The organism is Nocardia sp. NPDC051321 (genome assembly GCF_044455225.1).
Classification (GTDB): domain Bacteria; phylum Actinomycetota; class Actinomycetes; order Mycobacteriales; family Mycobacteriaceae; genus Nocardia.
Genome location: NZ_JBITEM010000025.1, coordinates 57,916 through 78,804, shown reverse-complemented (window position 1 = coordinate 78,804; position 20,889 = coordinate 57,916). Strand labels below are relative to the sequence as shown.

The window sequence follows — 20,889 nt, the reverse complement described above, 5'->3', positions numbered from 1 at the left end:
CCGCACGCCGCCCTTCGCCAGCCGCTGTCGCCGCCATGTCCGGGGCAGTTGATCTCTCCAGTTTGAAGCAACCGCCCGCCGGCGCACCCGCCGCGGCCGGTGGTGGCGATTACGCGGTGGACGAGGCGAACTTCGAGACCAAGGTGCTACGCCGTTCGGTGCAGGTGCCGGTGGTCGTCGCGCTGTACTCGCAGCGCAGCCCGGGCAGCGTCGAGCTGGTCCGGACGCTGGAGCGACTGGTCGGCGAGAGCGGCGGAGCGTGGGACCTGGCCACCGTCGAGGCCGAGTCCAATATGCGGATCGCGCAGGCGTTCGGCGTGCAGGGCATCCCGACCGTCATCGCGGTCGCCGGGGGCCAGCCGCTCGCCGACTTCCAGGGTGCTCAGCCGGAGGCCCAGGTTCGGCAGTGGCTGAGCGCGGTCATCGACGCCGTGGCCGGCAAGCTGCCCGGCGGCGAGGAGCCCGAGGAGGTGCCGGAGGATCCCCGCTTCGTCGCCGCGGAGACGGCGCTGGAGCAGGGTGACTACGCCGGTGCCGAGGCCGCCTATGAGGCGATCATCGCCGCGGAGCCGGGCAACGAGGAGGCCAAGGGCGCGCTGCGTCAGCTGCGCTTTCTTAGTCGCGCGCAGGGGCTCACGGAGTCCGCGCTCGCGACCGCCGACGCCGATCCCGGCAATGTGGATGCCGCCCTCGACGCCGCCGACGTGGAGATGCTCAACCAGCAGCCCGAGGCCGCGTTCGATCGCCTCATCGCGGTGGTCAAGCGCTCGGCGGGCGACGAGCGCACCAAGGCGCGCACCCGGCTGCTGGAACTCTTCGAACTGTTCGATCAGGCCGAGCCGTTCGTGGTCGCCGCGCGTCGTAAGCTCGCAGCCGCGCTGTACTGAGCCGGGTCAGCTGTTCGGGGCCAACCAGACGGCGCTGTTGGGGGCCAACGCGATCGTGGCGGAGGCCGGGCGACCGTGCCAGCCTTCGTCAGTGGCCTTGACGGCGCCCAGGTTTCCGATGCCGGAGCCGCCGTATTCGGCGGCATCGGTATTCAGGATCTCGGTCCACTGCCCGGCGAAGGGGAGGCCGACCCGGTACGCACCGTGCACCGAGCCGGAGAAGTTGTACACGCACGCGACCACGGAACCGTCCGACCCGTAGCGCAGGAACGCCAGCACATTGTTCGCCTGGTCGTTCGCCTCGATCCAGGAGTAGCCGCCCGGGGTGGTGTCCTGACTCCACAGCGCGGGATGGGCGCGGTAGACCGCGTTGAGGTCGCGCACCGCGGTGGTAATCCCTTGGTGCAGTGGGTTTTCCAGCTCCTGCCAGTCCAGCCCCCGGTCGTGTGACCATTCGCGGAACTGGCCGAAATCCTGACCCATGAACAGCAACTGCTTGCCGGGATGGCCCCACATGTAGGCCAGCAGTGCCCGCACGCCACCGGCTTTGGCGAAATCGTCGCCGGGCATCCTGGTCCAGAGCGTGCCCTTGCCGTGCACCACCTCGTCGTGGCTGATCGGCAGCACGAAGTTCTCGCTCCACGCGTACATCGCCGAGAAGGTGATCTCGTTGTGGTGCCAGGAGCGGTGGATCGGGTCGCGCTGCAGGAAGCCGAGGGTGTCGTGCATCCAGCCCATGTTCCATTTCATGGTGAAGCCGAGGCCGCCGACGTCGGTGCCGCGGGTCACGCCGGGCCAGCTGGTGGATTCCTCGGCGATGGTGACCACGCCGGGATGGTGGCGGTGCACGGTGTTGTTGAGGTCCTGCAGGAAGTCGACGGCCTCGAGGTTTTCCCGGCCGCCGTGCACGTTGGGCTCCCAACCCCCTTCTGGGCGTGAGTAATCCAGGTACAGCATGGAGGCGACGGCGTCGACGCGCAGGCCGTCGATGTGGAATTCCTCGATCCAGTAGCGCGCGTTGGCCACCAGGAAGTTGCGCACCTCGTGCCTGCCGAAGTCGAAAATGTAGGTGCCCCAGTCGAGTTGCTCGCCGCGGCGCGGGTCCGGGTGCTCGTAGAGCGGGGTGCCGTCGAAGCGGGCCAGCGCCCATTCGTCGCGCGGGAAGTGCGCGGGCACCCAGTCGAGCAGCACGCCGATGCCCGCGGTGTGCAGCCGATCGACGAAGGCGCGGAAGTCGTCCGGGGAGCCGAAGCGCGCGGTTGGCGCGTAATACGAGGTGACCTGGTAGCCCCACGAGCCGCCGAAGGGGTGCTCGGCGATGGGCAGCAGTTCGACGTGGGTGTATCCCGCCGCCTGCACGTAATCGGCCAGCTGGTCGGCCAATTCGCGATAGCCGAGGCCGGGACGCCAGGAACCGAGGTGCACCTCGTAGGCGCTCATCGGCGCCCGGGTGGGATCGGTGGACGCGCGGGTATCGAGCCACGCCTGGTCGTGCCAGACGTAGTTGCTCTCGGTCACCACCGACGCGGTGGCGGGCGGCAGTTCGGTCGCGAACGCCATCGGGTCGGCATGGTCCATCGTGCGGCCGTCGGCACCGTGCACGCGGAACTTGTACTTGGTGCCCGGCCCGACGCCTGGCACGAACACCTCCCACACGCCGGACGAGCCGAGCGCGCGCATCGGGGCGGTGGTCCCGCTCCAGCCGTCGAAATCGCCGATCACGGTGACGCCGCGGGCATTCGGCGCCCACACCGCGAACGAGGTGCCGTCCACGTCGCCGTCGAGGGTGGTGTAGTGGCGCGGGTGTGCGCCGAGCACATCCCACAGGCGCTCGTGGCGGCCCTCACCGATCAGGTGCAGGTCCAGTTCGCCGACCGTCGGCAGGAATCGGTAGCCGTCGGCGGAGAGAATGGTCTGGCCTCCTGGATAGGTGGTGCGGATGCGGTAGTCCATCAGATCGGGGTACGGAAGTACCGCGGCGAAAATGCCGTGCCCCAACGACTTCAGTGGATGGTCGGTGCCGCCGACGCGGACACTCACCGAATCCGCGTGCGGGCGGAGCACACTGATCTCGGTGCCGTCCGGATGCGGGTGCGCGCCGAGCACGGTGTGCGGATCACCGTGCGTGCCCGCGGCCAATAGCATCAGATCCCGGCGTTTCACAGTGTGCTCCGATACGCGAGTTCGGTGCGTGCCTGCTGCGCGACCGGGGGCAGGGTGAGGATGTGCGCGACCGATACCGACGGGTCGAGCCGCACGTAATTCGTTTGGGCCCAGTGGTATTCCTCGCCGCTGACCTCGTCGTGCACCACCGGATGGTCGTGCCATTCGCGGCCGATGGCGGGCAGGTCGAGCGAGACCATGCCCCACTCGGCGGCGAACGGGTTCAGGTTCACCACTACCAGCACCGCGTCGCCGCTGCTCGGATCGACCTTCGAGTAGGCGATCAGCGAGTCGTTGTCGACGTGGTGAAAGTGGATGCAGCGCAACTGCTGCAGTGCCGGATGCGCGCGGCGGATCTCGTTCAGCCGAGTGATCCACGGCTCCAACGATTCCCCGCGCGCCAGCGCCTCGGCGAACGGGCGCGGGCGCAACTCGTACTTCTCCGAATCCAGGTATTCCTCGCTGCCCGGCCGGACCGCCTGATGCTCGAATAGCTCGAAACCGGAGTACACGCCCCAGCTGGGCCCGAGGGTCGCGGCGAGCACCGCGCGGATGGCGAACATGCCGGGGCCGCCGTGCTGCAGGCTCTCGTGCAGGATGTCCGGGGTGTTGACGAAAAGGTTCGGTCTGGCCTCGTCCGCCTTGGCCGCCAGTTCCTCGCCGAACTGGGTGAGCTCCCACTTCGCCACGCGCCAGGTGAAATACGTGTAGGACTGGCTGAAGCCGCGACGGGCGAGGCCGTACAGCCTGGCCGGGCGGGTGAACGCCTCGGAGAGGAACAGCACGTCCGGGTCGGTGCGGCGCACGGTGGCGATCAGCCACTCCCAGAAGTCGGCGGGCTTGGTGTGCGGGTTGTCGACCCGGAAGATCTTGACGCCCAACGCGATCCAATGCCGGACCACGCGAAGCACCTCGGCATAGAGGCCGTCGGGATCGTTGTCGAAGTTGACCGGGTAGATGTCCTGGTACTTCTTCGGCGGATTTTCGGCGAAGGCGATGGTGCCGTCGGGCAGGGTGGTGAACCACTCCGGATGGGCGGCGACCCAGGGATGGTCGGGCGCGCACTGCAGCGCCAGATCGAGGGCCACCTCGAGGCCGAGTTGCGCTGCGGTGTCGACGAATTCGGCGAAGTCATCGGCGGTACCGAGCAGCGGATGCACGGCGTCGTGCCCGCCGTCCTTCGAGCCGATCGCCCACGGCGACCCCACCTCGCCAGGCTCGGCGACGAGGGTGTTGTTGCGGCCCTTGCGATTCACCTCGCCGACCGGATGGATCGGCGGCAGGTAGATCACGTCGAAACCCATGGCGGCGATGCGCGGCAATTCCTTTGCCGCGGTGGCGAAGGTGCCGTGGATCGGCTTGCCCGCCTTGTCCCTGCCGCCGGTGGAACGGGGGAAGAATTCGTACCAGGAGCCGTACAGCGCGCGTTGCCGTTCCACCTGCACGGTGTGCTGTGGGCCGCGAGTCACCATGTCGCGCAACGGTGTCGCGCGCAGGATCTCGGTGATCTCCTCGGCGAACGCCGGCGCCACCCTGGCGGGTAGCTGCTCGCCGCTACGCAATGCGGCGGCCGCGGCGCGTAACCGCTCGAACTGCTTTTTCGGCACCGCCTGCGCGGCCCGGTCGAACAGGCGGGCGCCGATCTCGAGGTCGTTGTCCAGATCGGCGGCGTTCTGTCCGACCGCGAGCTTCGCCTCCACCGCCGAGCGCCAGGTCGCGATCGGATCGCTCCAGCCTTCGATGCGGTAGGTCCAGGCGCCGGGCAGGTTCGGGGTGAAGGTGGCGTTGAAGACGTCCGGCTCGAGATCGGGTGCCATCCGGATCCGGATCGGGCGCGCGGAGTTGGGCCCGCGCACGGTCAGCGTGGCCGCGACAGCGTCGTGCCCCTCTCGCCACACCACGGTGCGCACCGGGAACACCTCCCCGACGACGGCCTTGGCGGGCCGACCGCCTGCGATGGACGGGGCAGTGTCATCGATTGCGATGCGGCCGGTCACGGTCCCAACCTACCGGCAGGGGCCGGGATGCACGGGATCAGCGGGGGACTGCGTCAGCGGGCGTCGGCGGCCAGACCGAGGCCGAGCGCGACCAGGATCGCGCCGAGCGCGCGTTCGATCCGCTGCCGGATGCCGGTTCGCCGCAGCCAGTTGCCCGCTCGGTCGGCGGCCAGCACGACGCCGACGCACCACGCGGTGTCGACCACCAACTGGATCAACACCAGCGCGATCACGGTCGGCAGCACCGGACCGCTGGACGGCAGGAACTGCGGCAGGATCGTCAGCCCGAACACCGCCGCCTTCGGATTCGCCGCGATCGACACCAGCGACGCACGGAACGCCGCGCCGGGTGTGCGCCCCGACGGCAGCATCTTCGTCATGGTGCTGCCGAACTCGTCGTCATTGCGCGCGCCGCGCCAGGCCTGCACGCCGAGCCAGATCAGCACCAGCGCGCCGACGACGTGCATCGCGGTATTCAGGTAATGGTTGGCGACCAGCAGCACCGACAATCCCGCGCCACCCGCGATATTCCAGCCGAGCACCCCGATCTCGTTCCCGGCGACCGCGGCCAGCCCCGCCTTGCGGCCGTCTCTGACCGCGCGTTGCAGGAACAGGGCCGTGGCAGGTCCGGGCAGCGCGGCCAGAATCAATGAGGCCAGCAGGAATTGCGGAAGAACGGCGACCCAGTGCGGCATCAGTCGATGCTGGCACGTCGATCATCGTGCGTGCCACCGTATTTATGCTCGGCGTTCGCGTGCCTGGATGCCGCCTCGATGACCTGGGTCGACAACGGCGGTAAGGGCGACATCATCGACCGCTACGACGAGTGCCTGGCCGCTGTACGCAGCGAAAACTGGGGTTAGCGGGGATTCCGGCACGCGTCGTAGAGTCGGCTCCGTGCTTGACGAGTCATTCGAATGCCGCTGCGTTCTACATCACGACTACGGCGACCGAGACGAAGTGGACGGGGTGGATCTGCGGATCATCGATGACGTGCGACAACACGGCTGGCACGTCGTCAAGGTCATTGACGGCGACATCCAGTTCGCCTACACGATCGGCCTGACCCACACCCACCGCACTCCCGAACTGGCCATGTTCGGTCTCGACGTACACGTGATGCACAGCATGCTCAACACACTGGGTGCCAAGGCTGCCGCAGGCGCCGTCCTGACAGACGGCCAGCGGGACGACGATGTCATCGAGGGCCGCCCGGTCGCCCTCCGCTCCGTCGACCCGAGCTGGTACCGCCCCTACCTCGGCCGAGCCATCGGCTTCTACCGAGAGTCTTCGTTCCCTGTCCTCCAGGTCGCGTGGCCCGACGCTGACCACCACTTCCACTGGGAAGAACGGGCACAAGAGCGAAACAGAGGTCGACAGCCTCAACTGTGGCTGAAGCCGGACGAGCACCCGGCGGGCATCTGGACCGCCGACCTCTGATGCATGCGCGTTCGCGAGCAACGAGTCGGGATTGCGTTGTAGATCAACCGATTCCGAGGAACCGACCTATCGTGTTGTCGAGTGCGGCCATGTCGGTCCGGTTCAGCATCTCCACGAACTTGCCCAGGTAGTCCAGATCGATGGTCCGTATCTGATCGATCAGCAACATCGTTTCGCGTCCGTCGATCTCGGCCCTCGGCCGGAATATGCTAGGCCGCGCCGAGGTCGACGTAGGGACAACTGTCACCACCGATGAGATCAGATCGGTAGGCGACACAATGATCCCAAGTCGTCGTCCGCGTTGCTCATGGCCGCGTTTGGCATCGCCGAAGTCGACGCGGTGGATTGCTCCACGTATCACGTTCACCATGCGTCGGGCTCTTCGTTCAGGTCTTCATCACGCAGCGTCGCCGCATCGATTCTGGCCTGCGCCAGCCATTCTTCACGATCGAGTAGCCGCAGGGCGCGGCGGATGACGTCGGTGGTGTTCTCGTCGTCGTGGCGGGCACGGTTGATGATTTGCTCGTCATCGGCAGTCGGACGAAAAGTGATGGTGGCCATGTGACAAGTGTACGACACTGGTAAGACAACTGCCTGTTCTGCGGTAATCATGAGTTCCTCCCCTTGAGGCGACTGATGTGGGTCTTGCTTTGTGCGTACATGTAGGTATTCGGAGCCGACATGCTGCCGGATGGAAATGCGCGGCCGCTGTGAGCCACACTGCCGGGGCGGCCGGGAGCCGCGACGTTCGGTAGGGTTCGGCGGGTGAAGGCATTGCGTCGATTCACCGTCCGTGCCCATCTGCCTGAGCGGCTGGCCGCGCTCGGCGAGCTCGCTACGAATCTGCGGTGGTCGTGGCATCCGGCGACCCAGGATTTGTTTGCCGAGATGGATCCGCGGCGGTGGTTGGAGATGGGGCACGACCCGGTGCGGATGCTCGGGGAGGTGCCCGCCTCGCGGGTGGATGAGCTGGCGGCGGATCCGGAGTATGTGCGGCGGGTGGATGCCGCGGCGGCGGATCTGCGGGACTACCTGGCCGCGCCGAGCTGGTTCGAGCGGCGCGCGGGGGAGGAGGGCGTTCGCGGGATCGCCTATTTCTCCATGGAGTTCGGTGTTACCGAGGTGCTGCCGAACTATTCGGGTGGGCTCGGGATTCTGGCGGGCGACCATCTGAAGGCGGCGTCGGATCTGGGCCTGCCGTTGATCGGTGTCGGATTGCTGTACCGCTCCGGCTATTTCAGGCAGACGCTGTCGGCGGATGGCTGGCAGACCGAGCATTACCCGGACTTGGATCCGCAAGGTCTGCCGTTGCGGCTGCTCACCTCGGACAATGGTGGTGCGGAGACGGCGCCGGTGCTCATTCACGTGGCGATGCCCGATCAGCGGGTGCTGCGGGCTCGGGTGTGGATCGCGCAGGTCGGGCGGGTGCCGCTGCTATTGCTGGATTCCGATATCGCGGAGAACGATCCGGAACTGCGCGCGGTGACCGACCGGCTCTACGGCGGCGATCAGGAGCATCGGATCCGGCAGGAGATCCTGGCAGGCATCGGTGGCGTGCGCGCGGTGCGCGCCTACACCAACGCGAACGGACTGCCCGACCCCGACGTGTTCCACATGAACGAAGGCCACGCCGGTTTCCTCGGCGTCGAGCGTATCCGTGAATTCGTCTCTGCCGGAAGGGATTTCGATACCGCGCTGGCCGCGGTGCGGGCAGGCACGGTGTTCACCACGCACACCCCGGTCCCCGCCGGTATCGACCGGTTCCCGATGCCGATGGTGCGCCGCTACTTCGGTGGCGCGCACGGCGAATCCGAATCCGCGATGCTCCCAGGGCTTTCCGTCGATCGGATCCTCGCGCTTGGCCGCGAGGCCGATCCGTCGGTCTTCAACATGGCGCACATGGGCTTGCGACTTGCCCAGCGCGCCAATGGCGTATCGAAACTGCACGGCGAGGTCAGCCGGGAAATGTTCGCCGCGCTGTGGCCCGGATTCGATGCGGCCGAGGTGCCGATCGGTTCGGTCACCAACGGTGTGCACGCGCCGACCTGGGCCGCCCGCGAATGGTTCGACAAGGCGCGCAAGCATATCGGTGCCGAGCTCGTCGAAGAGTCACGCGGCTGGGAGCGGCTGCGTGACGTCGACCTCGGCGAACTGTGGTCGACGCGGAACGCGTTGCGCGCCATCCTGGTTGCCGAGGTTCGCCGCCGCGTGCGCGCGTCCTGGCTGGACCGTGGTGCGGCGGAAGCCGAATTGGGCTGGGTGGACAGCGTTTTCGACCCCGACGTACTGACCGTCGGCTTTGCCCGCCGGGTGCCGACCTATAAGCGGCTCACCCTGATGCTGCGCGACCCGGAGCGGTTGCGCGCCAGGCTGCTCGACCCCGAGCGGCCGATGCAGCTGGTGGTGGCGGGCAAGAGCCATCCGGCCGACGACGGCGGCAAGGCGCTCATCCAGCAGGTGGTCCGCTTCGCCGACGATCCCGAGGTGCGCCACCGCATCGTCTTCCTGCCCGACTACGACATGTCGATGGCCCGCTATCTGTACTGGGGCTGCGACGTCTGGCTGAACAATCCGCTGCGCCCGCTCGAGGCGTGCGGCACCTCCGGCATGAAGTCCGCGCTCAACGGCGGCCTCAACCTGTCCATCCGGGATGGCTGGTGGGACGAGATGTTCGACGGCGAGAACGGCTGGGCCATCCCGACCGCCGACGGCGTCACCGACGAACACCGCCGCGACGACCTCGAGGCCAACGCGCTCTACGACCTGTTCGAGCGCACCGTCGCGCCCCGCTTCTACGACCGCGACGCCGCCGGAATGCCGGTGCGCTGGGTCGAGATGGTGCGCCACACTCTGCAGACCCTCGGCCCGAAGGTGCTCGCCTCGCGGATGGTTCGCGACTACGCCGTCGAGTACTACGCGCCCGCCGCCAACGCCTACCAGCGAGCGACCGCCGACGAGTTCGCCGTCGCCCGCTCCATCGCCGACTATCGGCGCCGCGTCGAAGCGGCGTGGCCGTCGGTGAAGGTGATCCAGGTGGACAGCGCGGGCCTGCCGGACACGCCGATCATCGGGGCCGGCCTGTCGCTGACCGCGCGGATCGACCTTGGCGGATTGCAGGTCGCCGATGTCGTCGTGCAGGCGGTGCTCGGCCGGGTATCGACCACCGACGACCTCTCCGACGTCACCACCGTCGCGATGACGCACGCCGGATCCGATTCCGGCGTCGACCTTTTCACCGTGGACACGCCGGTTCCGCTGTCCGGGGCCGTCGGCTACACGGTGCGGGTGCTGCCACACAACGAGTTGCTCGCCGGCGACGCCGAGCTCGGGTTGGTTGCCGCACCCAACGCCTGAAACGGCCGCACCAGCCCTTTTAGGTCGAGGACGGTCCGAGCGGGATCGGTCGGGGCGAATTCTCCGATTCAGTGAATCGTCGGCTAACGTGCCTGGGCACGCTCGTACCACTCCCCGACTGGAGATCGCCCATGGCCACCGCCGTACCGACCGAGCCCCGAGGTCGCATCGACGCGTTCTTCGGCATCAGCGCGACTGGTTCGACCATGAAACGCGAACTGATGGCAGGCACGGTGACGTTCCTCGCCATGTCCTACGTCCTCGCCGTGAACCCGTCGGTGCTCGGCGACGAAGGTGCGTTGGGCGCCAAGGGCATTCCGATGCAGGCGGTGTTCACCGCGACCGCCGTCGCCGCGGTGTTCGGCACCCTCGTGATGGGGCTGTGGGCCAAGTATCCGATCGCGCTCGCGCCAGGCATGGGGCTCAACGCGTTCTTCGCCTACTCGGTGGTGCTCGGCATGGGCATCCCGTGGCAGGTCGCGCTGTCGGGCACCTTGCTGTCCGGGATCATCTTCTTCGTGCTCGCCGTCACCAAGGTGCGCGAGCGCATCCTCAACGCGATTCCGATGCAGATGAAGCTCGCCGTCGGCGCGGGCATCGGCTTGTTCGTGGCGTTCCTCGGGTTGAAGAACGCGGGCATCGTGGTGAACAGCGACGCAACCCTCGTCACCCTGGGCGACTTCACCAAGGGCACCACCCTGCTCGCGCTGTTCGGGCTCGTGGTGACCGTGGTCTTTCTCGTCATCGGCTGGCACGGCGCTGTGCTGTACGGGATCGTGCTCACCGCGGGCGTCGGCATCGTCAGCGGGCTCGTCGATCTGCCCAACGGTGTCGTCGCGGCGCCGAAGGGGCTCGAGCACACCTTCGGTCAGGCGATCATCCATCTGCCCGACGCGTTCACCGGGCAGATGGCCGTCGTCATCCTCACCATGCTCTTCGTCGACTTCTTCGACGCCTCCGGCACCCTGATCGGCGTCGCCAACCAGGCCAACCTGCTCGACAAGGACGGCAGACTGCCGCGTGCCGCGAGCGCGCTGGCCGCCGATTCCGTCGGCACCATGGCGGGCGCCGTCATCGGCACCTCCACCACCACCGCCTACGTCGAATCCACCGCGGGCGTATCCGCGGGCGGGCGCACCGGATTGACCGCCGTCACCACCGCGGGCTGGTTCCTGATCGCCATGTTCTGCTATCCGATCTTCGCCGTGGTCGCGGGTTCCGGGGAGGTGACCGCGCCCGCGCTGATCGTGGTCGGCGTGCTGATGTCGCGTGCGCTCGGCGAGATCGACTGGAATCGGCTCGAGTATTCGGTGCCCGCGTTCATCACCATCGTAATGATGCCGCTGACGTACTCGATCGCCAACGGTCTGGCCATGGGAATGCTGTTCTACCCGATCGTCATGGTCGCCAAGGGCCGGATCAAGGAAGTTCATCCGGCGATGTGGGCCCTGCTGGTGATATTCCTCGGGTATTTCTTCTTCTTGGCGGAATGAACCCTGCGCAGGGTGGAAACGTAGATCAGAATAAGACCGGGTCTTGGAGAGTTAGGGTGCCCTGTGTGATAATCGGACCGCAGTCCGCTTTATCGCCGAGGCTATGACCAGCTGTTTGGAATCTGACTTGCAGGGACGAGGATCACATGGCTACAAAATCTGTACTCGATCGCGCCACCACCAACACTGAACTCGACGGCGTTTCCGCCGATATCGGACTTTTGATCATCCGCGTCGTCTTCGGCGCATTACTTGCGGTGCATGGCACCCAGAAACTGTTCGGTTGGTTCTGGGGGCCAGGCTGGGATGCCAATGCTCAGGGCTTCGACTTCATGGGCTACAACCCCGGCAAGTTCTTCGGCACCCTGGCCGGCCTGAGCGAAATCACCGGCGGCGTGCTCCTCGCGATCGGTCTGTTCACACCACTCGCCGGTGCCATCGTGCTCGGCACGATGATCAACGCGATCAACGCGACGTGGGGGCCCGGCCTGTTCGGCCAGAACGGCTGGGAGACCCCGCTGCTGTTCGCTGTCGTCGGCACCGGTTTCGCCTTCACCGGCGCGGGCCGGTTCTCGCTGGACCACGGGCGGCCGTGGCAGCGACAAGGATTCGTGGTCGGCGCGGCGATGGTCGTGCTCGGCGTGGTCGCCGCGGTGGTCACCCTCGTCTTCAAATGGGTCCTCTGACCTACTCGACGTGTCACAGTCGAGGACGCTGCGTCGTCGTCTCCTTGTTGAGCGGAAGAGTCGGCAAACAAGGAGACGATGATGGGCATCGAGATCAGCAATCCCGCGGAACTGCACGATCCCACGGGGTTCGGATACAGCCATGTCGCGCGGGTCAGCGGTGAGCTGGTGCTCATCGCGGGGCAGTACGACTCGGACGCGGAGGGGCATACCACCAGTACGGACTTCGCCGTCCAGGTGAGCAACGCCTTCACCAACCTCGGAATCGCTTTGCGCTCAGTGGGTTTGGACTACGCGGACGTCGCGCAACTGCGCACCTTCATCGTTGACCACAACCTCGACAAGCTCACGATCCTAGGTAAGAAGATCGCGGAGATCTGGGGTACACGTCCGCCGGTGCAGACGTTGAACGGCGTCGCCTCGCTCGCGTTGCCCGGGATGTTGTTCGAGGTGGACGCGGTAGCGGTGCGCGGCTGATCTGATCGGCCCTCGAGGTGTTCGGCGCCCGGACTGGAACGATCCAATTGGATTGCTCTAGTTTGGAGGGAACCAGGGGGAGATCACGTGCGTCTTATCCTGTGTCGGGATGTCTGGTCCGAAGTCAGGAGAGATATGCGAACCGCCATAGTGTCGCCGAAGTTCGTAGCGCGGACGGTGCTGGCCGGGATGGCGGTGGTCGGGCTGGTCGCGGGGTGCTCGCCATCGAAGGATGGGAATCCGACGACGGAGGTTAGTGGGAAGCCGACCAACGGTGAGCCCACGGTGCAGTACAACCCTTGTACGGATTTATCAGATGAAGCGTTGCGTGCGACACAGGTGGATCCCGCCACGAAAAGTGTCGTGACAGATGCGCCATCAGGTCCGGTGACGTGGCGAATGTGCACGTGGAGTGCGACCGACGGCCCGTATTCGGTGACCATCGGCGCTAGCACCCACACTCTGGATGAAACCCGAAAGAATGACACCGTCACGGGATTTCGCGACGTCAAGGTTGGTCCGCGATCCGGCCTGATGTATCAGGACAAGAACGACGAAGACAAGCTCGGGTGCTATGTGAGCATGCCGTCTGCTCAAGGGATGTTCGTGGTGAGCGTTGGCTGGAACTACAGCCAGCGCGCCTCGCTTCCTCAGGCCCCGCCGTGTGACCTCACCGCCCGCCATGCATCCCAGCTCGAGTCTTACCTGCCGAAATAACTGGCCGAGCTTCGTGCACTGGCCGGGTTGGCGGCAGAGTTCCCGGGCGCGACGGCAGGGACAGAGGACGGATTGACGTAGAGGAGGGACGATGTCGGAGACTGAACAAGGCGATATGCAGGCGATGCTGACGCGCTGGCAGACATTGAAGAAGCAGGCCGAAGGCGGCGAGCTTCGGATGGACACCGATATCGGTACTGCCTTGGCAGCGCACGCTGAGCAGATGCGCGGCAAACTCGACATCATGGTCACCAATGCGACGAGGCTGGCGTTTCTGTCTGGATTCGGCGGGTTGGATTCGGCGAAAGCACTACAGGGCAAGTTCGCGCAGAAGGCCAACAACGGGGACGACTCGGCGGTCAAACGACTCAAGCAGAGCATCGACATTGTCACCCTCATGAAGGACACCTACGAGCTGGCCATCGGCAAGATAACCGCGTCTGATCAGGCTGCCGCAGACAAGCTCGCCGGATTGAACATGGGAGATTCCTGATGCCATCGTTCAATGACTGGATGGTCGCGATCGGCGCGGGGAGTATCACCGGCTCCTCGCGCGAGGCCGACAAGAACAAGCACGATGACCAGCAGCGGGCCACCGATGAGAAGGCCAAGTGGGATCAGGACCGCACCTACGTCAACAACGAGTGGTCGAACTTGTTGTCGGAGTACGGCAGCGGAACGTTCGACGCGCCTGCGATCAAGGTGCAAGATCCCTTCGAGACCATGTCGCATCAGGCGATTTACAACGCACTCGAAGGCGTACAAGAGGGGGAGATCAACGCCAAGGCCGATGGTTGGCGGAATCTGTCCGCTGATGCACATAACGCGGTTGATGAATTCAAAAAGGGTGTCGAGCAAGACATTACGCAACACTGGAACGGTAAATCCGGTAGTAGTGCGATCGATGCGACCCGTGAGTTCTCGACGTCGTTCTCGAAACTGGCTGCCACATTCCAGATGGTCGGGCACGGTCTGGATCTGACCCAGGGGCACCTGGCGCAGGCGAAATCCAGCGTTGGCAAACCGGATAGCTACACCCTCGGCGACAAGTTCCTCGATGCGCTGCCGTTGCAGAACGTCCTCAAAGGCCCTACGCACCGCGCGCAGGAGGCGGAGAGCGAGGCGCGGTACGTGATGACGGAGTACTACCGTCCAGGCGTCAATGACGTCGACAAGATCACGCCGATCCTCCCCGAGCCGACCAGTTCGGTCGACAAGAACAACCCCGGCGTCCCGAACAACAACCCGGGTTCGAATCACCCCGGTAGCCCCAACAGCAACAACCCGACAGGCTCGCCGAACCCCACGGACCAGAAGTCTCCGGACGACTCGACGAAGCAGGACAGCGCCAACCCGCAGTCCACGCAGCCCGCGAGCACGGATCAGACTGACACCACGGACAAGAAGTCGGCCAACACCACACCGGCCTCGACCACCCCGGCGAACACGACCACCACCGACGATCCGATGAAATCGAAGACGCCGACGACGCCGACGCCAACGTCCACCCCTTCGAACACGCCGACCTCGACGTTCCCCGGTTCGCCGTCGCGCACCCCGGGCACCCCGAGCTCCACCCCGGCCCCTGGCAAGAGCATCCCCGGCAAGTCGGCAACTCCCTCTGCTCCGGCCGCCGCCGCGGCCCGCGCCGCCGCATCCGGCAAGCCGGGCGCGTCGGGTTCCCCGGGTATGGGTGGCGCCGGCGCCGGACGCGGCAAGGGCGATGAGGACGGCGAGCACAAAACCCCGGACTATCTCATCTACGATCGTGGTTCGGAGCTGCTCGGCACTCAGCCGCCCGCCTTACCGCCGGGCGGGGTCATCGGCGGATGAGCGAATCCCGCTGGCGCCTGGACGGTTTGATGTTCGAGTTGGCGCTGGAGGCACTCGGCCGTGACCGCCTGCCCTATCCGTTGCGCTACACCATCGAGGGCGTCGAAGCCTACGAGGACTATCAGCGTCTGCGCGCTGATGCCGCGAAACAGTTGTCGAGTTTCGCGTCTCCTGATTTGTTCAACGCGCTGAATGTGTTGCTGGAACCGCAAGTTCGGGTCGAGGTGCACGGTTTCTTCGGCCGTGATTTCCAGCAGGTGGTGCGCGTGCATGCGGGGATGACCGGCCGCGTCGCGACCATGGCGGTCCAATTGCCCGGTCCGACACAGGAATACGGCCGCGATATCCTGCTCACCCGCTGCCCGCCGCAGGCTTTACCCGGACAGATCGCCGCGCAATTGCCGAAATGTGGCGGCGGCAAATATCCGACGATCAGCGGCCGCCGCTCGGACGTGAACCGGGTCGAATACGCCAAGCATCCGACGCGCCTTTCGCACACCGAGCAACTCAACCGCATCGTCCGCCGCCCGCGCTCCGGGCTCGGCGAGGTCGGCGTCTTCGCGGGCGGCGCGATCGACAGCAGGCCGACCACCGACGGACGTGGTTTCCACTGGATGGATTATCTGCCCGCCGACGGCCGGTACCTGCTGCACAATCACGGCGACGACGAGTTCACGCTGACGCCGGGCCCGGTCGAGGAGATCCAGCGACAGCTGCACACGCTGATCGACACCACCTACCGCGCGGTGGCGCACAGCTGGTGATCAGGGGCGTAAGACGAGCACGGTATTCGCCCCGTGATGGAATTCGTAGCTGATCTCCCGGAGGCCGGTGCGAATTCCTTTGTCTTCGAGTTCTTTTCGGAGATGGGCGACCAGGTCGTCTTGGTGGTTACCCACGTGGTCGACCAGGGGATAGGCGCGGACCTCGCCCGCGCAGACTCGGGCCAGTTCCAGCAGGGCCGCGAGGTGGAATTCCGCGGTCAGCCGGTCGGCGTAGGTGAACAGCAGGTGGGAGCTGAGGGCCAGGTCGAAGCTGTCGTCGGGGAAGGGCAGCGACGGCAGTTCGGCGGCGACGTAGCGAGCGGGGTTGGCGATCAGGTCGGCGCCGAATCGGCGGGCGGCGGCGTGGCGCATCTCGCGGTACCGACGCGGGCCGCCATACCAGTCCCACCGGTACCTTTCCGAATGCGCGGTGGCCCAGTCGCTTCCGCGTTCGGTCTCGCGCGGCGCGAGAGCGCGCAGGTCATCGGGTGGGCGGGCGTAGATCGGATCGGCGGCGGTGACGTGGGCGCCGAGTGCGCTCGCCTCGGCCGTGAAACTCGCTGCGCCGCCGGGGCAGTCGAGAATTCGGCCGTGCAGATCGGCGTCGGAGAGGGAGAATATTGCGCGATACTCGGCCAATGATCTTGCGCTGACCAGAAATTCGCCGAGGACATCGCTGTCGGCAGGGTGCTTCATCTGGAAACGGTCTCATGCACGGACCTGGCGCGCGGGGGAATTTGTGGTGTCCCCGCGCCGCGTGCAGGGCTTGGCGCGGGGACCGCCGATACATTCGGTGAGGGAATTGGGGTTCACCGAAGTACCACCCTTAATTTACTTCTGTTCGGAAGCATGCGCGCGCTAATGTGCGCTGTTTCACACCGCGTTTTCGGTGAGTCGTTTCAGCGCTTTCACGACGACCTCGGGGTTGGACGTCTCCCAGTACGGCGGCAGCGAGGCGCGCAGGTATCCGCCGTAGCGGGCGGTGGCCAGCCGGGAGTCGAGGATCGCGACGACGCCGCGGTCGTCGACGCTGCGCAGCAATCGGCCGGTGCCCTGCGCGAGCAGCAGCGCGGCGTGGTTGGCCGCGATCGCCATGAACCCGTTGCCGCCACGCGATTCGACCGCGCGCTGCCGCGCGGTGAGCAGCGGATCGTCGGGGCGGGGGAAGGGGATTCGGTCCAGGATCACCAGGCTCAGCGACGGGCCTGGCACGTCGACGCCCTGCCACAGCGACAGCGTGCCGAACAGCGAGGTCTCCGGATCGTCGGCGAACTTGCGGACCAGCGCGCCGGTGGCATCGTCACCCTGGCACAGCACGGGCGTGTCCAGTCGCTCGCGCAACGCCTCGGTCGCCGCCTTGGCCGCGCGCATCGAGGAGAACAGCCCGAGCGTACGACCGCCCGCGGCCTTGATGAGCTTCTCGATCTCGTCCAGGTAGGCGGGTGCCAGGCCGTCGCGGCCCGGCGCGGGCAGATGCTTGGCGACATAGAGGATGCCGGACTTGGCGTGGTCGAACGGCGAGCCGACATCGAGCGAACTCCAGCGCACGTTGTCGGCATCGCTGGGCGCCTTGGCGCCGTTGGCCATGCCGGGATCGATCTGGTTCGACGATTGCGCGGGCAGCCCCCAGGTGATCGCGAGCCCGTCGAACGAGCCGCCGATCTGCAGCGTGGCCGAGGTGAGTATCACGGTCGCGGTGCCGAACAGCCTGCTGCGCAACAGTCCGCCCACCGACAGCGGCGCCATCCGCAACGAGCGCCGGGCCACGCCGCGCATCTCCTCGGCGGACAGCCAGATGACATCGTGCCGTTTCGCCGGATCTGGTTCGTCGAACGCGGTGAGCGCGCGCACCGCGCTGTCGTGGATCTCGTCGATCGCGGCCAGCGCCTGGGTGCGCGCGGCGGCGGTCTCCACGTCACCCTGCTGGGTGGTGCCGCCCTGCGGCGCGAGTGCGGTGCGGGCGTTCCACGCGGCGTCGCGGACCAGCGCGAGCACCGGTGCGACGCCGTCGGGCAGCCGCTCCCAGCGGGCGGCGGGCAGGTCGTCGAGCACGTCGTGCCAGGCCTCGGCGGCGCTCTCCAGGCGGTCCACCTCTTTTTCGTCGATGAGCTTGGCGCAGCGGCGCGCGGCCGCGCTGATCGCGGACGAGGCCAGGTCGGCGGTGGCCACGCCGGTGACCCGGTCGACCAGCTCGTGTGCCTCGTCGATGACGACCACGTCGTGCTCGGGCAGCACCTGGATGCCGCTGATCGCGTCGATCGCCAGCAGCGCGTGGTTGGTCACCACCACGTCGGCCTGCGCGGATTCGGCCCGTGCCTTTTCGGCGAAGCAGTCCTGACCGAACGGGCAGCGCGACTTGCCGAGGCATTCGCGCGAGGACACGCTCACCTGTTTCCAGGCGCGGTCGGTGACGCCGGGCACGATCTCGTCCCGATCGCCGGTCTCGGTGTCGGAGACCCACTCGTTGAGCCGCTGCACCTCGCGGCCGAGCCGGGAGATGGCGAACGCGTCGAACAGCTCGGCCTCCGGCTCTTCCGGAAGCACACTATTGATCTTGTTCAGGCACAAATAGTTGTTGCGGCCCTTGAGGATCGCGAACTTGGCCGCGCGCCCGAGCGGCTTGCTCAGCGCCTCGGACAGCCGCGGTAGGTCGCGATCGACGAGCTGGCGCTGCAGCGCGATCGTCGCGGTCGACACCACCACCGTGCGCCCGGTCCGCACCGCGTGCCGCAGGCTTGGCACCAGGTAGGCCAGCGACTTGCCGGTGCCGGTGCCTGCCTGCACCGCTAGGTGCTCCTTGGTGTCGATCGCGTGGTCCACCGCGCTCGCCATCGTCACCTGCCCGTCGCGCTCTTTCCCGCCGAGCGCCTGCACGGCAGTGGCCAAAAGGTCGGGGACGGCGGGGAGTTCGGGCACGCGAGCAGCCTACTGCCCGATACCGACACCGGATGCGGGCGTTGTGCCGATCGGCCTACCCGGAAACGCTTCCTTCGAGGTCGACGCCCGCGGCGCGCATCCGGTCCAGCGCGTTGTCGGTGGTGTCGGGGGCGACCCCGGCGGTCAGGTCGAGCAGCACGCGGGTGTCGAAGCCCTCGATCCTGGCGTCCAGCGCGGTGGCCCGGACGCAGTGGTCGGTGGCGATGCCGACCACGTCGACCGCCTCGATGCCGTGGCCGCGCAGCCAGTCGGCCAGGGTGGTGCCGTCCTCGGCGGTGCCCTCGAAACCGGAGTAGGCGGCCGAATACGCGCCCTTGGAGAAGACCTCCTGGACGGACGCGGTATCCAAATTCGGATGGAAGTCCGCGCCCGGGGTCCCGACGCGGCAGTGCGGCGGCCAAGAGTCGACGTAATCGGGATGCGTGGAGAAGTGATCGCCGGGATCGATGTGATAGTCGCGGGTCGCGACGACCGCGGCGTAGTCCGCAGCCGCGAGATGGTCGCTGATGCGGGACGCGACCGCGGCGCCGCCGGTGACGGCGAGCGACCCGCCCTCGCAGAAATCGTTCTGGACGTCGACGATGATCAAGGCTCGGGTCATGATGACCTCCCGCGGTTGAACTGAGTACCCGTAATGCATTGTGCCGCTCGGCCCGACCTCGACACAGAGGAAGGTGCCGAGGAGCTCAACTCACGAACGTGGTCGGCACGGCGGGCTCACCGGCGGACAGTTTCAATCCCTCCCACGGCAGGCTGATCAGCCCGCGCGCCACATGATCCCGACTGTCCGGCAGCGTCGGCAGGTCCTCGACGAGCTTGCCGTCGCGCACCAGCGGGACGAGCAGTTCCCGCGCCTCGAACCCGTTCGCCTCGGGCGTTGGCCCGGCCGCCGGATAGACGATCTCCTCGACGATCGTCCCGGTCGGCCGGGACAGCCGGATCGCCTTCTTGGTTCCGCCGCGCGACTCTTTGTGACTGCTGCGCTTGGCGACCGGCACCCCCTCGACCTCGACCAGCTTGTAGACCATGCCAGCGGTGGGCGCGCCGGACCCGGTCACCAGCGAGGTGCCGACGCCGTACACATCGACCGGCTCGGCCCGCAATGCGGCGATGGCGTATTCGTCGAGATCACCGGACACCACGATGCGCGTCTTGGTCGCGCCGAGCCCGTCCAACTGATCGCGCACCTGCCTGGCCAGCACCCCGAGATCGCCGGAATCGATCCGCACCCCGCCCAGCTCCGGGCCCGCCACCTCGATCGCGGTCGCCACGCCCCGGGTGATGTCGTAAGTGTCCACCAGCAGCGTGGTGCCGATGCCGAGCGCCGCGACCTGACTGCGGAACGCGGCCGCCTCGTGCTCGCCGTCCGAACCGCTGTGCTTGCCCACCTCGCCGACTGCCGACCCCGCGTGCAACAGCGTGAACGCATGCGCGCTGGTGCCCGCGCCCGGCACGCCATAGCGACGCACCGCCTCCAAATTCGAGGTTGCGTCGAAACCAGCCAGATACGCGGCCCGCGAACTGTCCGGCGCGGCGAGCTCGTGGGTACGCCGCGACCCCATCTCGATCATCCGGCGCCCGCCGGAGGCACTGACCATCCGCGCGGCGGCCGAGGCGATCGCACTGTCGTGATTGAGGATCGACAGGGCCAGCGTCTCCAGCACCACACATTCGGCGAAGGTGCCGCGCACCGAAAGAATGGGGGAGCCGGGGAAATACAACTCGCCTTCGGCATAGCCGTCGATGTCGCCGGTGAATCGATAGTCGCGCAGCCAATCCACCGTCTTCGCGGGCAGGAAGTGTGCGATCACTGCCAGCTCCGGCTCACCGAATTGGAAACGCTCCAGCGCGTCGAGCAGCCGCCCGGTGCCCGCGACCACGCCGTAGCGACGTCCGTGTGGCAGGCGGCGCGCGAACACCTCGAAGGTGCAGCGGCGATGCGCGGACTCGTCGGCCAGCGCGGCGGCGAGCATGGTCAGTTCGTACTGGTCCGTCAGCAGTGCGGTGCTGGTGAAGCCGTCGCGGATGTCCACGCAGCCAACTGTAGACAGACCGGTCGTTTATAGCGCGTGTTACCCGGACCGGGCATCATAAGGTCCACCCGCTCAGCGAGGTGGGAAATGCTCGAATCGGGGCTCAGT

The 20,889-nt window shown here is 66.8% G+C and carries 19 protein-coding genes; 10 read left to right on the top strand and 9 right to left on the bottom strand.

Going from position 1 to position 20,889, the window contains the following annotated elements:
* Window positions 1-35: 35 nt before the first annotated feature.
* Window positions 36-887, top strand: coding sequence for a tetratricopeptide repeat protein (locus ACIA8C_RS40995; RefSeq protein WP_397144543.1), 852 nt, complete (start codon window positions 36-38; stop codon window positions 885-887).
* 6 nt (window positions 888-893) lie between these two features.
* Here the strand turns inward: ACIA8C_RS40995 and glgB are convergent, their stop codons facing one another.
* From glgB to ACIA8C_RS40980, 3 genes are read right to left on the bottom strand one after another with little or no spacing between them, the layout of a single operon-like run.
* Entirely contained in the window at window positions 894-3,032 is a 2,139-nt protein-coding gene (glgB, locus tag ACIA8C_RS40990) for a 1,4-alpha-glucan branching protein GlgB (protein ID WP_397144566.1), read from the bottom strand.
* Between the two features lie 14 nt (window positions 3,033-3,046).
* Window positions 3,047-5,047 (bottom strand): maltotransferase domain-containing protein, encoded by a 2,001-nt coding sequence (locus ACIA8C_RS40985; RefSeq protein ID WP_397144541.1) that lies wholly within the window; start codon window positions 5,045-5,047, stop codon window positions 3,047-3,049.
* Window positions 5,048-5,100: 53 nt separating this feature from the next.
* Entirely contained in the window at window positions 5,101-5,742 is a 642-nt protein-coding gene (locus ACIA8C_RS40980; protein ID WP_397144539.1) for a LysE family translocator, read from the bottom strand.
* A 202-nt stretch (window positions 5,743-5,944) separates the two neighbouring features.
* On the opposite strand from ACIA8C_RS40980, the gene ACIA8C_RS40975 reads away from it, so the two are divergent.
* Window positions 5,945-6,487 carry a DUF4262 domain-containing protein gene (locus tag ACIA8C_RS40975; RefSeq protein WP_397144537.1) on the top strand — a complete coding sequence of 181 codons (543 nt, stop codon included), beginning with the start codon at window positions 5,945-5,947 and terminating at the stop codon, window positions 6,485-6,487.
* A gap of 43 nt (window positions 6,488-6,530) precedes the next feature.
* Here the strand turns inward: ACIA8C_RS40975 and ACIA8C_RS40970 are convergent, their stop codons facing one another.
* Both ACIA8C_RS40970 and ACIA8C_RS40965 read right to left on the bottom strand, forming a co-directional pair.
* On the bottom strand, window positions 6,531-6,857 hold the full coding sequence (locus ACIA8C_RS40970) for a type II toxin-antitoxin system PemK/MazF family toxin (protein ID WP_397144535.1): 327 nt from the start codon (window positions 6,855-6,857) through the stop codon (window positions 6,531-6,533).
* A complete protein-coding gene (locus ACIA8C_RS40965) occupies window positions 6,851-7,048 on the bottom strand; it encodes a hypothetical protein (RefSeq protein ID WP_397144533.1) in 198 nt (65 codons plus the stop codon). The genes ACIA8C_RS40970 and ACIA8C_RS40965 overlap by 7 nt, the downstream gene beginning before the upstream one ends.
* Window positions 7,049-7,252: 204 nt before the next feature.
* Here ACIA8C_RS40965 and glgP point away from each other — a divergent pair, with 204 nt between their 5' ends.
* From glgP to ACIA8C_RS40925, 8 genes are all read left to right on the top strand, one after another.
* Complete coding sequence (glgP, locus tag ACIA8C_RS40960) at window positions 7,253-9,841, top strand: alpha-glucan family phosphorylase (RefSeq protein ID WP_397144531.1); 2,589 nt, start codon at window positions 7,253-7,255, stop codon at window positions 9,839-9,841.
* 167 nt (window positions 9,842-10,008) lie between these two features.
* On the top strand, window positions 10,009-11,334 hold the full coding sequence (locus ACIA8C_RS40955) for an NCS2 family permease (protein ID WP_397144564.1): 1,326 nt from the start codon (window positions 10,009-10,011) through the stop codon (window positions 11,332-11,334).
* Between the two features lie 146 nt (window positions 11,335-11,480).
* Complete coding sequence (locus ACIA8C_RS40950; RefSeq protein WP_397144529.1) at window positions 11,481-12,020, top strand: DoxX family protein; 540 nt, start codon at window positions 11,481-11,483, stop codon at window positions 12,018-12,020.
* 81 nt (window positions 12,021-12,101) lie between these two features.
* Window positions 12,102-12,497 (top strand): RidA family protein, encoded by a 396-nt coding sequence (locus ACIA8C_RS40945; protein ID WP_397144527.1) that lies wholly within the window; start codon window positions 12,102-12,104, stop codon window positions 12,495-12,497.
* Between the two features lie 135 nt (window positions 12,498-12,632).
* Window positions 12,633-13,214, top strand: coding sequence for a DUF3558 domain-containing protein (locus ACIA8C_RS40940; protein ID WP_397144525.1), 582 nt, complete (start codon window positions 12,633-12,635; stop codon window positions 13,212-13,214).
* A gap of 91 nt (window positions 13,215-13,305) precedes the next feature.
* Window positions 13,306-13,707 carry a hypothetical protein gene (locus tag ACIA8C_RS40935; RefSeq protein ID WP_397144523.1) on the top strand — a complete coding sequence of 134 codons (402 nt, stop codon included), beginning with the start codon at window positions 13,306-13,308 and terminating at the stop codon, window positions 13,705-13,707.
* A complete protein-coding gene (locus ACIA8C_RS40930) occupies window positions 13,707-15,047 on the top strand; it encodes a hypothetical protein (protein ID WP_397144521.1) in 1,341 nt (446 codons plus the stop codon). Before ACIA8C_RS40935 ends, ACIA8C_RS40930 begins: the two co-directional genes overlap by 1 nt.
* Window positions 15,044-15,811 (top strand): ESX secretion-associated protein EspG, encoded by a 768-nt coding sequence (locus tag ACIA8C_RS40925; protein WP_397144519.1) that lies wholly within the window; start codon window positions 15,044-15,046, stop codon window positions 15,809-15,811. The genes ACIA8C_RS40930 and ACIA8C_RS40925 overlap by 4 nt, the downstream gene beginning before the upstream one ends.
* On the opposite strand, the gene ACIA8C_RS40920 is transcribed toward ACIA8C_RS40925, so the two are convergent.
* From ACIA8C_RS40920 to ACIA8C_RS40905, 4 genes are all read right to left on the bottom strand, one after another.
* Window positions 15,812-16,507 carry a class I SAM-dependent methyltransferase gene (locus ACIA8C_RS40920; protein ID WP_397144517.1) on the bottom strand — a complete coding sequence of 232 codons (696 nt, stop codon included), beginning with the start codon at window positions 16,505-16,507 and terminating at the stop codon, window positions 15,812-15,814. It abuts the gene before it with no gap.
* Window positions 16,508-16,684: 177 nt separating this feature from the next.
* Window positions 16,685-18,727 carry an ATP-dependent DNA helicase gene (locus tag ACIA8C_RS40915; RefSeq protein ID WP_397144515.1) on the bottom strand — a complete coding sequence of 681 codons (2,043 nt, stop codon included), beginning with the start codon at window positions 18,725-18,727 and terminating at the stop codon, window positions 16,685-16,687.
* A gap of 55 nt (window positions 18,728-18,782) precedes the next feature.
* Window positions 18,783-19,349: a pyrazinamidase PncA gene (gene pncA / locus ACIA8C_RS40910; protein ID WP_397144513.1), complete on the bottom strand. Its 567-nt coding sequence runs from the start codon at window positions 19,347-19,349 to the stop codon at window positions 18,783-18,785.
* Window positions 19,350-19,434: 85 nt separating this feature from the next.
* A complete protein-coding gene (locus tag ACIA8C_RS40905) occupies window positions 19,435-20,781 on the bottom strand; it encodes a nicotinate phosphoribosyltransferase (protein WP_397144511.1) in 1,347 nt (448 codons plus the stop codon).
* Between the last annotated feature and the right edge of the window lie 108 nt (window positions 20,782-20,889).